We start from the raw sequence: 13,482 nt of genomic DNA on the forward strand, positions 1-13,482 counted from the left end.
AAGTGACGAATCGACTCGGCGGACCGCTGGTGGGGGCCCTCGCGGGCCTCGCCGCCGCGGCCCTCGGCGCGGTGTTCCTCACCGGCGGCGGGTTCGATGCGCGCGTCCTGGCCATAGCCGCCGGCTCGGTCCTCGTCACCGCCGCCGTCGCCTTCATCGCCGGCAAGTCCATCGCCGCCGCCGCCCCCGCCCCCCTCAAGCCCCCGCCGTTCGCCCCCGCGCCCGGCACCGGCGCCTCCGGCGCCATCCCCGTCAACCAGCTCCAGGACTCGGCGCGGGCCGCCCAGAACGCCGCCGACCGCACCGTCCTGGTCGAGGCGTGCGTGTGGATGCGGGACCGCGCCACCTCCCCCGCGCTCGCCCAGCACCTCGACGGCGCGTTCGTGAAGGTCGGCGTCGCCCAGGTCGACGCCACCGGCCAGCGCTTCGACCCCGCCGTCCACGAGGCCGGGTCCACGGTCGCCGCGCGGGGCCCCGCCGACGAGGGCATCATCGCCCGCACCGAGCAGATCGGGTACACCGACCGCGGCCGCATCCTGCGCCACCCCATCGTCACCGTCTACCGGGGCCAGGGGGTGCGGGCATGACCGACACCGCCGCCCCCGCCGCCGCGGCGTCCTCCCCGGCGAACCCCGCGCCCGCGAAGAAGGCCGCCGCCAAACCGAACCCGGCCGTGGCGATCCACAAGCTGTGCGCCAAGGCCGCGAAGGCCGGGAACGCGTCTCTGCGGACCGTGGACGCCCGCGCGGCGGCCGAGGTCGACGAGGTCGCGCGCTGGCAGCCCGACAAGCCCGTGGCCGTGGTCGTCGGCGAGACCAAGCGCGGCAAGTCCTCGCTGGTGAACGCGCTCCTGGGCATGCCGGGCCTGTCGCCGGTGGACGCGCAGGTCGCCACGACCGCGTACCTGGAGTTCGCGTACGCCGAGCAGGCGTCGGTGCGGGCCTGGCAGCCCGGTGCGGCCGACCCGATGCTCCTGGGCGTCGGGGACCTGCGGAACTGGGCGACGCGCCTGGGCACGATGCCCCCGGGGATGATCCCGCCGCGGCGGATGCTCGTGGGCCACCCCTCGGCGCTGCTCAAGCACATGTCGGTGGTGGACACGCCCGGCACCGGCGGCCTGGACCCCGACCACGCGCAGATCGCCCTCGAAGCGGTCGCGCGGGCGACGTGCCTGATCATGGTCACCGACGCGTCCTCTCCGATGGCGAAGACCGAGCTCGACTTCCTCACTGAAGCGTCGAAGCGCGTCAACTTCGTGGTGTTCGCTTTGACGAAGACCGACACGTACCCGGGGTGGAAGACCGTCCTGGAGGAGAACCGGTCGCTGATCGAGGCGCACGCGCCGCGGTTCCGCAACGCCCCGCACTTCCCGGTCTCGGCGATGCTCGCCGAGCACGCCCTCAACTCGCAGGGCCCCACCCGCCAGGCCCTGGCCAAGGAGTCGGGGATCGGGCGCATGCAGCGCGCCCTGGTGAAAGTGGGCGCGGCGGGGAAGGCCCTGGTCGCGGCGAACGTGGTGCGCGCGGTGCGCACGGAGTTCTCGCGTCTGGCGGTCTCGGCGCAGGAGGACATGAAGGCGTACGACCCCGACCCCGAGACGGCGAACCGCCTCAAAGAGGAGAAGAAGTCGGCGCTGAACGCGCGCCGCACCGAGACGAAGAAGGCGAACCTCGCGTTGCGCGTGGAGACCCAGCGCGCGAAGATCGAGGTCCAGGGGCGGCTGCGCGCCCACCTCCAGGAGCTCGAAGAGGCCCTGCTCAACGAGTTGGAGAAGGCCAACAAGGCCGCGCTCGAATCGCTGCCCCAGCGCATCGACATCGCCCTCCAGGGCATCGCCGCGCGCCTCTCCGGTGAGCTGCACCAGCGGTTCGTGCTCCTGGCCGAGCGCGTCCTGCGGCAGGTGTTCACCGAGGACGAGCTCATGCAGGCGACGAACTCGATCTCCGCGGGCCTGCGCGCCGCGGCCTCGGGGCGCGCGCGGCGCGACGCGAACCAGGACGGGGCCCTGCTCATGGCCTCCTCCGCGGGCGTGGCGATGATGGCCGGGCGCGCGGTGACCGCGGGCGCGGGCATGATCGGCCTGACCGCCGTCGCCGGATCGGTCGCCTCGGTCGCCTTGACGGCCTCGGGCGTGGGCATCGGGCTCGCGGCGGCGGCGTTCCTGCTGTACCGGCGCAAGATCCAGGGCGACCGCCAGGCCGCCAAGCAGTGGGTGCAGCGCGTCATCGCCGAGGCCCGCGCGAACCTCAACGAGGAGATCGGGTTCCGCTTCACCGAGGTCGAGTTCGTGTTCAACTCCACGCTCGACGACGCCTTGGAGCGCCGCGCCGCCGAGTTCGACGCGCGGATCTCCGCGGCCGAGAACGCCGCCAAGGCCGACCAGGCCGCCCGGGCCAAGAAGCAGGCCGCGTTGAAGCAGCGCCGCGACTCCATGGCCCAGAAGGTCAAGCAGCTCGACGAGGTGCTCGCCAAGGCCCGCACCCTCGTACCAGGAGATGAGGAATCCGATGGATGAGTTCGACGAGTTCGATCCCGAAGGGGGCGAAGGCGACTTCCCCGACCTGGACGACGACGGCGAGGAGGCCCCCGGGTTCGACGAGTTCGACACCGGCGAGGTTCCCGACGAGGACGGCCTTGAGGCGTTCGCCTTCGGCGACGGCGACGACGTCGACGAGGACGAGCCGCTCGACGAGGGCTTCGGCGTCGACGCCGAGTACGAGGAGGCCGACGACGAGACCGCGGGCGGCGACGAGACCGCCTACGCCGCCACGTACGAGGACCTGCTCCTGGACGAGGCCGACAACCCGCCGACGTTCCCGCCCGAACTGGACCTGGACGTCCCCGAGCCCGTCGACGGCTACCCGTGGGTCGACCTCGACGCCCTCGGGTCGGCCGAGGCCGAGCCGTGGGTGAACACCGTCGACGCCTCCGAGTACGCGATCGCCGACATCGACGACCCGGCCGCGCAGGCCCTGGCCCGCTTCTGGCAGGGCTAGACCGCATCCCGGCTCGGCGGGCCCGGCAGCCGCCGACCGACCGCGCACGGCCCCGCACCATCGGTGCGGGGCCGCCGCCGTCCGCACCCGCAGCCCGCCGGTGCGGATCGACAAAGGTGAATGGCGTCCCTGTGCACTGTCCGAAGTCGCCACACCCGGCGCGAGTCGGGAGGAACACAATGAAACGGACGCCCCGTCCGCCGACCCGCCCCCGGGCCTTACGTTCGCGCAGGTTCGGGGAAAACCGCAGGCCCGTGCGGTGCAACGACCCCCGCGGGCGCCGCTGCGGCCCTCCACTGTGGCGCGGTCGCGGGCCGCGGGGTAACCCGTCCGGGTGCGACCGGGTGAAATTTCGGGACCTGCCGACACCGAAAGGGGCGAACCGGCGGTAGATTGGGGGCTCCATTACCGTCGAGTCCGACGCCCGATCCCCCTCTCCGGGCACAGGCCCGTCCCCGTACGACCGACCGGGAGCCGTGGTGAACGAACCAGACCACTACCGCGTCCTCGGGGTGAGCCCGCAGGCACCACGCAACGAGATCCAGGCCGCCTACCGCCGCCGCCTGCGCGAGACCCATCCCGACCGCGGCGGCGACGAGGCCGAGTTCCACCTCGTCCAAGGCGCCTGGGAGACCCTCTCGCACGCCGGGCTGCGCCGCGAGTACGACCTGCTGCGCTTCGGGCGCCGCGCCGCCCGCCGCTACGGCCGCGCCGCCGCCAAGCCCTCCCACCGCAAGGTCCGCGGCTGGAACGTCGCGCCCCCGCCCGAACCGGTCCAGCACGCCTTCCCCGCCGAAGGAGCCCTCGTCGCCGTCCCCTGGCACGCCCGCCTGCGCCTGGCCCGGCCCGTCTACCGGCCCTCCGCGTGGATCGCCGCCGCCCTGAGCATCGCCGTCGCCGGCGTGTGGACGTTCATGGGCCTGGGCTTCCTGGGCCAGGCGTTCGCCTCCGACTCGTGGATCTTCCTGCTCCTGGCCATCCCGGTGACGATCGCGATCGCGATGATCGTCGTCGTCCAGACCAGCCGGGCCCTGCGCCGCCGCCCCGACACGGCCCCGCCGGTGCCGACCGGGCGATTGATCTTCGCGACCCTGTTCGCCGCCATGGTCATCGCCCTCGCCGGGCCCTCCACCCCCTGGGGCTGGGCCCTCGGCGTGTACGTCCTCGCGGGGTCGGCGCTGGCGTGGACGGTCAAGCGCGTCCGCTTCACCGTGGCCCTGCGCCGCCAGGTCGGCGCCGCACTGCGCCAGTTCAACGCGTTCGGGCCCGTCGGGACCCGCCCGAAGGCCGACCGGCCCACGGGCAAGCTCCTGCGCGAAGTCCTCACGAACCTGCCCGCCGCGCGCCTGTTCGTGGCCCTCCCGGCCGAGCCGGACACGCGCGTGCCGCACGCGATCGTGTGCGGCGACCGGATCGCGCTGCTGTGCGCCCCGGTCGGGCGCGACAGCTCCGACGTGGACTCGGTGAACCTCCCCGAGGCCGTCAAGGTCCTCACCGCGGCCCTGCCCGACGCGCACGTCCAGGGCTGGGTCCTGTGGCCCACGCTCCCCGAGGCCGCCCGCGCCGGAGAGGACGCGGCCGTCCACGACGTCGCGGTCGGCCAGGCCGCCGCCGACATCGGACTGTGGCTCGCCGCCGCGGGCCCGGTCTACGACCTGCCGGTCCTCCAGGCCCTGCGGCTGCGCCTCGCCGCCGTCCCGGGCCCGCGCACCGGCGACCGCGCCCCCGCCGTCCGCACCTGACTCTTACGCTGCGCTTATGCGCGCTCCGTGAGCAATCGCACCCTCCACACGGGCGGGTGCGGACAGTAGGGTTCAGGCAATGGACGCCACCGCCCGCGCCGACCGGATCGTCGCCGACCGCCTCCGCGCCGCCGCAGGCCGCGAACCCCTGCCCGGCCCCGCGACCGGCTCCAGCGCGGCCCAGATCGCCGCCTCGGTGAGCGCCGGATCGGCGCACGCGGACCGGTTCGCCGCCGAAGTCGCCGCGGCCGTCCGCGGCACCGCCCTCGCCTTGGGGGCCGCGCGGGCGCACCCGACGGACCTGTGGGCCGCCGCCGCGGCCGAGCACCCCGACCCCTCGGTCTGGTTCGAGCAGGCCGTGCTCCTGGGCCACCCCGTCCACCCCCTCGCCCGCTCGCGCGGCGAGCTCACCGACGACGAGATCCGCGCCTACGCCCCCGAGCACCGGGCCCGCATCGACCTTGGCCTGTACGCCCGCGACGACCTGAGCGAACCGCCGCAGTGGCTGTCGCTGTGCGGCCCGAGGGGGCAGCTCCCGGTCCACCCGTGGCAGGCCGCCCGCCACGGACTGACCGGCCCGGCCCGGGTCTTCACCGACGCCGCGCCCCTGATGAGCCTGCGCACGATCGCGACCGGCGAACTCCAGATCAAGACCGCAGTGGACCTCCAGTTGACGTCGGCGGTCCGCCACGTCTCGCCCGCGGCCGTCCACAACGGCCCGCTCCTCAGCCGCCGCCTCACGGCCCCGGCCGCCGCGCACGGCATCGCGATCCTCCCCGAACGCGCCGCGGCCACCGTCGGGCCCGACGGCGAGCCCCGCCCGTGGCTGGCCGCCGTCGTCCGGCCCGCCCCGCACGTCATCGGCCACCCGCGCGCCGTCCCGCTCGCCGCGCTCGCCGAGACGTGCCCCTCGGACGGGCGGCCGATCGCCGTGGCGTTCACCGGCGACGACCCAAAGGCGTGGTGGGAGGCGTTCGTCGCGGTGGCGCTGGCGCCGCTGCGGCTGTTCGCCGACACCGGCGTCGCGCTCGAAGCGCACGGGCAGAACACCCTCGCGTCCTTCACCGGCGACCGGCCGGCCGCGCTGGTGTACCGGGACTTCGGCGGGGTGCGCGTCCCGCCCGCCGACTGGCCCGGCGTCGTCGGCGACCTGCCCGAGCCCGATCCCCAAGCGCGCCTGGTGAAACTCCTGGCCGCCATGTTCCCCACGACGCTGACGTCGATCGTGGAGGCGTTCGCCGACTGGTCCGGCACCGACCCCGGCCAGTGGTGGTCCGCCGTCGCGGCCCAGGTGCGGGGCCTGGGCCTGGAGGCGTGGATCGCCGACGCGGTCCTGCGCGACCCCTGGCCCCTCAAGGCCACCACGGCGATGCGCCTGGCCGACAACCCGACCGACGACATCTGGGCCCGCGTCGACAACCCGCTGGCGGCGGCGTGAACCTGACCGACCAGATCCTCGCCGCGGCCTGGCGCGAAGACCTCAACGGCCACCGCACCGGAGCCGCGCCCGTCCCTGAGGGCCCGTTCAACCAGCTCGACTACCCCGACGGCGGCGACGACGGCGACCCCGTGAAGACCCTGGAGGCGATCCTCCACGCCCCCGTCCCCGCGCACCTGGCCGCGGAACTGGAGTCCGCCAAGCGCGGCCGGGCCCTGGCGAAGACCCGCGCCGCCGCCAAGCGCAGGCATGTCGCGGCTCTCGCCGCGCGGGTCGGCGCGCCGAGCCTCGCGCACCTGGTCGCCGCGTGCGGCCACGGCCCCGACACCGCCGCGCGGCTCCTGGAGACCCTCGCGACCGACGGGCACCAGCTCCACCCGTGCGCCCGGACCCGCCTGGGCTGGAACCGGGACGACCTTGAACGGTACGACCTGGAGACGCCCCGCCCGATCCGCGTCCGCCTCGTCGCCGACCGCGCCGGGGTCCTGGAACGGTCCGGGGCCGACTTCCGCACCCACCCGATGCTCGCCGGGCTCGACCTGAGCGACCCGGTCGTCCCCGTCCACCCCTGGCAGCTCGAACACCGCGTGCTCCCCCGCTACGCCGACCTGTTCGCCACCGGACGCCTCCGCGTACTCGACCAGACGCTCCCCGCGTGGCCGACCGCCGCCATCCGCACCCTCGCCGGGCACCGCGCCCCCGGGTTCCTCAAGCTCGCCGTCGGCATCCACATCACCTCCACGCGCCGCGACATCTCCCCCGCGACCGCGCTCCTGGCCCCCGTCCTCTCAGCGCACCTGACCGCACTGGACGCGGGCGGGACGCACCGGCTCGTTCCCGACCTCGCCGGGGCGTGGCTGCCGGGCCGCCGCGACCTCACCGCGATCGCCCGCGCGCCCCTGTCGACGGCGGCCCCGGCCGGGACGGTGTGCGTGCCCGCGACCGCACTCGCCGCGATTTCGCCGGTCACGGGCGTGAGCATGGCCGCCGAGTACGCCCACTGGCACGGCGACCCGGCCGCGTGGCTGCGCGCCTACGCGGACCTGTTCGTGCCGCCGGTGCTCGCCAAGGCCGCCATGGGCATCGGCCTCGAAGCGCACCTCCAGAACAGCCTGGTCGCCATGGACGGGCCCGTCCCGGTCGCGGCCGTCTCCCGCGACCTCGGCGGGGCGAGGCTCCACCTGCCGACCGTCCCCTTCGACGTGACCCTCCCGGAGGGGAGCCCGGTGAACGCCGCCTCGATGGACCAGGTGCGCGCGAAGGTCGCGTACACGCTGTTCCAGAACCACCTCGCCGCCCTCGTGGCCGCGCTGGCGCGCGACTGCGGCCTGGACGCTGGCGCGTTCTGGGCCGACCTGGCCGACCGCATCGCCGCCCTCGACCTGCCCGCGGCCGACCGCGACTGCTACCTCGCGCCGCATCTGCCGACCAAAGCGCTGCTGTCGATGCGCCTGCACCCGGGCACCGAGGTCGAAGCGCTCGTGGACAACCCGTTGGCGCGCCGATGATCCCCGCGAAGGTCCGCGCCGCCGTCGAGGCCCTCGCCTCGCCCGCCAGCGCCTGGGTCTACGACCCCGCCGCACTGACCGCGCGCCTGGGAGCGGTGCGCGCGGCACTGCCGCAGTGGACGGTCCTGTACGCGATGAAGGCGTGCGCGAACCCCGCGGTCCTGGCCGCGGCCGTGGACGGCGCGGACGGCGTCGAGTGCGCCTCCGGCGGGGAGCTCGCGGCCGCGCGGGCCGCCGGGGCGCGGCGCCTGGCGTTCTCGGGCCCCGCGAAGACCCCGGCCGACATCGCGGCCGCCGCCGCGGGCGGGGCGCCGTTGACGATGCACGCCGAGAGCGTCCGGGAGCTGGAGGCGCTCGCGGCCGCCGGGTTCGCGGGGCCGGTGGCGGTGCGGGTCAACCGGGGGAGGGCCCTGCCCGGCTCGCACCAGATGACCGGGGCGCCCACGCCGTTCGGCATGGACGAGGAGGCCGCGCTCGCGGCCGCCGACCGCGGTGTCGCGCTGGGTCTGGACGTGGCCGGGTTCCATCTGCACGCGGTCTCGAACTGCCTCGACGCGGCCGCGTACGCAGCGCACGTCCACGACGCGCTCGACTGGGCCCAAAGGGCGGCGGCGGGCCGGTTCGGTCTGCGGTACGTGAACGTCGGCGGGGGCCTGGGGGCCGACCCGCGCGGGGACGTGATCGACCTCGGCGCCCTCGCGGCCGCGCTGGGCGACCGTCCGCGGGCGCTCCTGGACGCGGGGGTCGACCTGGTGGTGGAGCCGGGCCGGTACCTGGCGGCCGGCGCCGGGTGGTACGTCGCGGAGGTCGTGGACGTCAAGACCGTCGCGGGGCGGGCGTTCGCGCTCGTGCGCGGGGGCACGCACCATTTCCGGCTGCCCGCGGCGTGGGGGTACGCGCACCCGTTCGCGGTCGTGCCGGGCCCGCGGGAGGGCGCGGTGCTGACCGATGCGGAGGTCAGGGTGTGCGGTGAGCTGTGCACGCCCCGCGACGTCCTCAACGCAGGCCAGCGGGTCGCGTCGATCGGGGCCGGGGACCGGCTGGTGTTCGCGGACGCGGGCGCGTACGGCTGGGAGATCTCCCACGACCGGTTCCTGGGGCACCCGGGCCCTGACATGGTTGTCATCGACTGATCGGCCGATCCGCAAACGTTCGCCGTGCGTCTACCATGAAGGACCCTGGCGTGCCCGGTCCGTCCCGACCAGGTGCGCTACCGCCTCGATCCCCCCATTGAGGAGTCCGTATGCCGAATCGGCGTTTTGCCCGGCGGACCCATCGCGACGCGGCGCGCCTCGCCGCCTCGGGCGAGCACCGCAGAGCCCTGCCCGCGTTCGCGGCGGCCGCGGCCGAGTACCGCGACCGCCTCGCGGGCCATCCGGGCGACCGGGCGTCCCGTGAGGACTTCGCCGACCTGCTCGCGTCCACCGCGTCCTCCCATGCGGCCCTGGGCGAGTACCCGGCCGCGTTCGCCGCCGAGCGCGAACGCGCGCAGGCCACCGAGCCGCTGAGCGCGGTCGGCGCCGCGCGGGCCCGCCAGCGCCTGGACTTCGCCGAGTCGGCCGTGCGCGCCGGGCGCCTGCTGACCGCCGCCGTGCAGGCCGACGCCGCGCTGAACGCCCTGGACGACACCGACCCCAGCGACCCGGCCGCGCCCGGGTTCGCCGACCTCGCCTCGGCCCTGGCGCGCGCGGCGCGCGTGTTCGGCCGCGCCGCCGACCCCGACCTCACCGTCGGCGCGGCGGACCAGGCGGCGCGGATGCTGCTGGCGGCGGGCCGCCAGGACGCGCTGCTGCGCGACAGCCTCCGCCTGGCCGCGGCCCTCCACGCCGCCTCGGGCCGCGGCGCGCACGCGCGGGGCGCGAAGGAGCTGCTGGGCAAGTACTTCCCCGACGCCGAGCCGGTGACGGCCCCGAACCTCGTGACGCTGCGGACGGCCCTGGAGACGGCCGCGGGCCAGGGCGCGTTCGCCGACCCGGCGCTGATCCGGCGCCTGTGCCCCGACCCGGCCGGGCGCGAGGCGCCGCCGACGGTCACGGCCCGCTGCGACCTGGGCCTGGCCGCGGTCGCCCTGCACGCGGCCGAACCGGCCGTGGAGGCGCTCGCGCGCACGAGCCCGGGCCTGGCGTGGCGCATCGCCACCGAGGTCCACTACCTGCTCGCCGCGGCCGACCGGCACGGCGAGCGGAACCTCCACCTGAACTTCCGCGACCACGGCCCGGTGTGGGTGGCGATGCTCATGGTCCTGGTCGAGGACGGCAAGCGGGGCCCGCTCATGGCCGACCTCGCGCTGGCGCTCGCGGGCCTGTGCGACCGCCTCCACACCCGCCACGCCGCCCCCGAGCACGAGCCGCTCATGCGCGCGGCCCAGCGGTTCATCGCCGCCCACCCCGACCGGTGAAGGTCCTGGTGGTCGACGCGTGCTGGCGGGGCGCGCCCGGGACCGGCTCGCCGACGGCGGTCGTGGACGGCGAGGGCTTCGCCGGGGACCTTGCGCGCGTCCCGGTGGCGGCGGGGACTTCGCACGCGGTGTTCCTCGACCGCACCGACCCGGCGGTGGTGGGGCTGCGGTTCTTCACCGCGGCCGGGGAGCTGCCCGCGTGCGGGCACGGGACCCTGGCGGCGCTGGCGGTCCTGGAGGGCCTGGAGGGGCGGGAGGAGTGGCGGCTGCGCGCGGGCGGGCGGGTGTTCGCGGGCGGGGTCGGCGCGGAGGGCCCGTGGTTCGACGCGGGGACCGCCAGGCACCGGGCGGTGGAGGCGGGCGCGGTCCTGGCGGCGCTGGGCGTCGCGGCAGCGGGCCCGGTGGTCGCGGCGGGGACGGTGCGGGAGCGGCTCCTGGTGCCGGTCCGCGCGGGTGATCTCGCGGGCCTGGCGCCGGACTTCGCCTCGCTCAAGGACGCGTGCGACGCCGCGGGCCTCTTGGGCTGCTTCGTGTACGCCGAGGTGCGGGAGCGGTGGTTCGCGGCGCGGATGTTCGCGCCCTCGATCGGGGTGGCCGAGGACGCGGCGAACGCGAACAGCGCGGCGGCCCTGGCGGCCTCGCTCGTCGGTGAGGCGCCGCTGCGGCTGGTGGTGTCGATGGGCGACTCGCTGGGGTCGCCTTCGCGCATCCGCGCGGAGGCGTTCCCCGGCGGCGGGGTGCGCCTGTCGGGCCGGGTGGGGCCGCCGCGGGTGGTCTAGGACCCGTTGAACCAGCCGGGGGCGTCGAGGCGGAACGGCTCGCCGGGGGCGAGGGCCGCCAGGCCCGCCTCGATGCCGTCGAGGCGCTCGGGGCCGATCCGGTCGGCCCATTCGGCGCGGACGCGGTCGAACGTGCGCGCGGACCGGTCGAGGACGTCCAGGCCCCGGGCGGTCAGGCGCACGGCCTTGCGGCGGGCGTCGGCGGGGTCGGGGGCGCGCTCGACATAGCCTTGCTGTTCGAGGGCGGCGATGGTCTTCCCGGCGGCCTGCTTGGTGACGCCCAGGCGGGCGCCGAGTTCGACGGCGGTGGTCCCGCGGGTGCCGATGGCCTGGAACACGAACCCGTGCATGGGCCGCAGGTCGGGGTGTCCGGCGGCGGCGAGGTCGGCGTGGACGGCGTCGACGGCGGCGCGGAACGCGGCGAACAGGCGCAGCGGGAGCTCGTGTCCCGGGGGCGGCTCAACCATGATCGACAACCAGGTTTACTATATGGGCAACCATGTTGTCCATTCTAGGAGACGCCCCCATGCGCATCGTCCGCAGTGCACAGACCCGCCGCACCGCCACCCCCGCGGCGGTCATGACCACCCTCGCGTCCCCGACCCTCGGGGGCGCCCCGCATCCGCTGTGGCGCGTCGAGGCCGCCCCCGGCGCCGCCGGGCCCCTGCACCTGATCGACGCCGACCAGGTGTGGGCGTTCACGACCGGGACCGCCGAGGTCGAAGTGGACGGCGAACGCACCCAGGCCGCGGCGGGCGACACGCTCGTGGTCCCCGCCGGGGCCGCCCGCCGCTTCACGCCCGGCCCCGAGGGGTTCACCGCGATCGTCACCGGCCCGGCCGGGATGCGCGCGTCCATGCCCGCCTCCCCCGACGAGAAGATCGACATCGCCTGGGCCGCTTAGGCCCCGGCGAGGCGGTCCCTGCGCCGGGCGGCGAAGTCGCGCAAGGCCCGCAGGAAGTCCACGTGCCGGAACCCCGGCCAGTACACGTCGCAGAACGACAGCTCCGCGCCCGCCGACTGCCACAGCAGGAAGCTGGAGAGCCGCCGCTCCCCCGAGGTCCGGATGATCAGGTCCGCGCCCGGCAGGTCCGCGGTGTACCGGTGCGCGTCGATGTCGTCCTCGGTGACCCGCGCGGCCAGGTCCCGGAGCCCCCCGCCGCGGGCGGCCTCGGCCTCCAGGAGCGAGCGGACGGCGTCGACGATCTCGGTCTGCCCGTCGTACCCGATGGCGACCGTCAGGTGCGCGCCCTCGCGGTGCGCGGTGGCCTCCGCCGCGCCCTTGAGGGCGCGCGCGGTCGAGTCCGGGACGGTGTCCAACCTGCCGGCCAGGTGCAGGCGCCACGGGTTCGCGGGCGCGGTGAGCCGCTCGGCGACGATCTGCTCGACCATCGCCATCAGGTGCGCGACCTCGCCCGAATCGCGCTTGGCGAGGTTGTCGGCCGAGGCGACGTACACGGTGACGTGGCCGATGCCGAGCTGGTGGCACCAGGCCAGGAGGTCGTCGAGGTGCTCGGCCCCGTACCGGTGCCCCACCCCGGCGTCGGCGAACCCCTGCGACCGGGCCCACCGCCGGTTCCCGTCCATCGCCACGGCCACATGCCGCGGCAGCAGGGCCGGGTCCAGGCGCCGCCGCAGCCGGCGTGCGTACATCCGGTACAGCCCTTGGGGAACGCGCATGAGAGCGAGCCTACCGGCACCTCACAGCCGGGTGTCGGCGTAGCGGGTCATGGCCGCGGCCAGGAACGCGGCGTGGCCTTCGGCGACCTGCTCGCAGGGGTCGCGGAAGCGGGGGTCGCCGGTGTAGAGGGCGGCGAGGCGCCGGTAGGCCTCGGGGGCGGGCCGGGAGTCCCAGTGGGCCTCCACGAGGCGGTAGTGGTCGGCGACGACGTCCTGCACGGCCGCGTCCGCGGGACCCAGGCCCTCGCCCCGGAGGGCGGCCAGAGCGGTGTTGATGCGGTCCATCTCGGCGGGGACGGCGCGCCGCTGCTCGGGGGTGAGGCGCGAGAGGGCGGTGAAGGCGCGTTCGACGACCTGCTGCGCCCACGCTTCGCGGGCCTGGGCGCGGGTGTCGGGGGCGTCGAGTCCGGTGAACCAGGTGTCGGGCGCCATGGGGCGGCCTCCTTCGAGTTGGCGGATGGTCGCCTCGACGGTGCCGGCGAGGCGGGCGAGGCGCGCGGCCTCGGCGGCGAGCTGTGTGGCGTGGCGGCGCAGGGCCTCGGTCTCGTCCAGGTCCCCGGCCAGGACGGCGCTGATGTCGCCCAGGCCCAGGCCCAGGCGTTTGAGCAGGAGGATCTGCTGGAGGCGCAGGAGTTCGGCGCGCCGGTAGCGGCGCTGGCCGCCGGGGCCGGTGCCGGCGGGGGCGAGGAGGCCGATGGCGTCGTAGTGGCGCAGGGTGCGCGCGGTGGTGCCGGCGAGGCGGGCGACCTGCGCGGTGGTCCACTCGTCCATGCGGGGTTCCTGCCTTTCCGTCGGGTGCGGGTTCGACGGTATCGGCTGACGCGGCGTCACCCGCAAGGAAAGAGAGACGCGGGTCACCGCCGGGCGGCGCGTCGATGGCGGCGGTGGTTCGTTGTTTACATGGGGCGGCATTGACCCACTCACGTGGGGCGGATTTCCCC

General features: G+C 75.7%; 13 protein-coding genes. 10 read left to right on the forward strand and 3 right to left on the reverse strand.

Annotation, left to right across the window (positions count from 1 at the left end):
• The first annotated feature begins 2 nt into the window (after positions 1-2).
• The 9 genes from ACFFXY_RS23480 to ACFFXY_RS23520 all read left to right on the forward strand — a co-directional run bounded on the left by ACFFXY_RS23480 (position 3) and on the right by ACFFXY_RS23520 (position 10,861).
• Positions 3-587 (forward strand): nucleotide exchange factor GrpE, encoded by a 585-nt coding sequence (locus ACFFXY_RS23480; protein ID WP_382356392.1) that lies wholly within the window; start codon positions 3-5, stop codon positions 585-587.
• Positions 584-2,515: a dynamin family protein gene (locus ACFFXY_RS23485; protein ID WP_382356394.1), complete on the forward strand. Its 1,932-nt coding sequence runs from the start codon at positions 584-586 to the stop codon at positions 2,513-2,515. The genes ACFFXY_RS23480 and ACFFXY_RS23485 overlap by 4 nt, the downstream gene beginning before the upstream one ends.
• Complete coding sequence (locus tag ACFFXY_RS23490) at positions 2,508-2,996, forward strand: hypothetical protein (RefSeq protein ID WP_382356396.1); 489 nt, start codon at positions 2,508-2,510, stop codon at positions 2,994-2,996. The genes ACFFXY_RS23485 and ACFFXY_RS23490 overlap by 8 nt, the downstream gene beginning before the upstream one ends.
• 479 nt (positions 2,997-3,475) lie before the next feature.
• A complete protein-coding gene (locus tag ACFFXY_RS23495; protein WP_382356398.1) occupies positions 3,476-4,738 on the forward strand; it encodes a J domain-containing protein in 1,263 nt (420 codons plus the stop codon).
• A 79-nt stretch (positions 4,739-4,817) separates the two neighbouring features.
• A complete protein-coding gene (locus ACFFXY_RS23500) occupies positions 4,818-6,176 on the forward strand; it encodes an IucA/IucC family protein (protein WP_382356400.1) in 1,359 nt (452 codons plus the stop codon).
• On the forward strand, positions 6,173-7,684 hold the full coding sequence (locus ACFFXY_RS23505) for an IucA/IucC family protein (protein ID WP_382356402.1): 1,512 nt from the start codon (positions 6,173-6,175) through the stop codon (positions 7,682-7,684). The genes ACFFXY_RS23500 and ACFFXY_RS23505 overlap by 4 nt, the downstream gene beginning before the upstream one ends.
• Positions 7,681-8,817: a type III PLP-dependent enzyme domain-containing protein gene (locus ACFFXY_RS23510; RefSeq protein WP_382356404.1), complete on the forward strand. Its 1,137-nt coding sequence runs from the start codon at positions 7,681-7,683 to the stop codon at positions 8,815-8,817. Before ACFFXY_RS23505 ends, ACFFXY_RS23510 begins: the two co-directional genes overlap by 4 nt.
• A gap of 110 nt (positions 8,818-8,927) precedes the next feature.
• On the forward strand, positions 8,928-10,082 hold the full coding sequence (locus ACFFXY_RS23515; RefSeq protein WP_382356406.1) for a hypothetical protein: 1,155 nt from the start codon (positions 8,928-8,930) through the stop codon (positions 10,080-10,082).
• A complete protein-coding gene (locus ACFFXY_RS23520) occupies positions 10,079-10,861 on the forward strand; it encodes a PhzF family phenazine biosynthesis protein (RefSeq protein WP_382356408.1) in 783 nt (260 codons plus the stop codon). Before ACFFXY_RS23515 ends, ACFFXY_RS23520 begins: the two co-directional genes overlap by 4 nt.
• Here the strand turns inward: ACFFXY_RS23520 and ACFFXY_RS23525 are convergent.
• On the reverse strand, positions 10,858-11,328 hold the full coding sequence (locus ACFFXY_RS23525) for a MarR family winged helix-turn-helix transcriptional regulator (protein WP_382356722.1): 471 nt from the start codon (positions 11,326-11,328) through the stop codon (positions 10,858-10,860). The two genes, ACFFXY_RS23520 and ACFFXY_RS23525, sit on opposite strands and share 4 nt — an antisense overlap.
• A 59-nt stretch (positions 11,329-11,387) precedes the next feature.
• Between ACFFXY_RS23525 and ACFFXY_RS23530 the strand changes: the two genes are divergently transcribed.
• Entirely contained in the window at positions 11,388-11,765 is a 378-nt protein-coding gene (locus ACFFXY_RS23530; RefSeq protein ID WP_382356410.1) for a cupin domain-containing protein, read from the forward strand.
• Here the strand turns inward: ACFFXY_RS23530 and uppS are convergent.
• Positions 11,762-12,541: a polyprenyl diphosphate synthase gene (gene uppS, locus ACFFXY_RS23535; RefSeq protein WP_382356412.1), complete on the reverse strand. Its 780-nt coding sequence runs from the start codon at positions 12,539-12,541 to the stop codon at positions 11,762-11,764. The genes ACFFXY_RS23530 and uppS overlap by 4 nt on opposite strands.
• Positions 12,542-12,562: 21 nt before the next feature.
• Positions 12,563-13,312: a MerR family transcriptional regulator gene (locus tag ACFFXY_RS23540; RefSeq protein ID WP_382356414.1), complete on the reverse strand. Its 750-nt coding sequence runs from the start codon at positions 13,310-13,312 to the stop codon at positions 12,563-12,565.
• Positions 13,313-13,482 lie beyond the last annotated feature (170 nt).

The organism is Glycomyces mayteni (assembly GCF_042428885.1).
GTDB lineage: Bacteria > Actinomycetota > Actinomycetes > Mycobacteriales > Micromonosporaceae > Glycomyces > Glycomyces mayteni.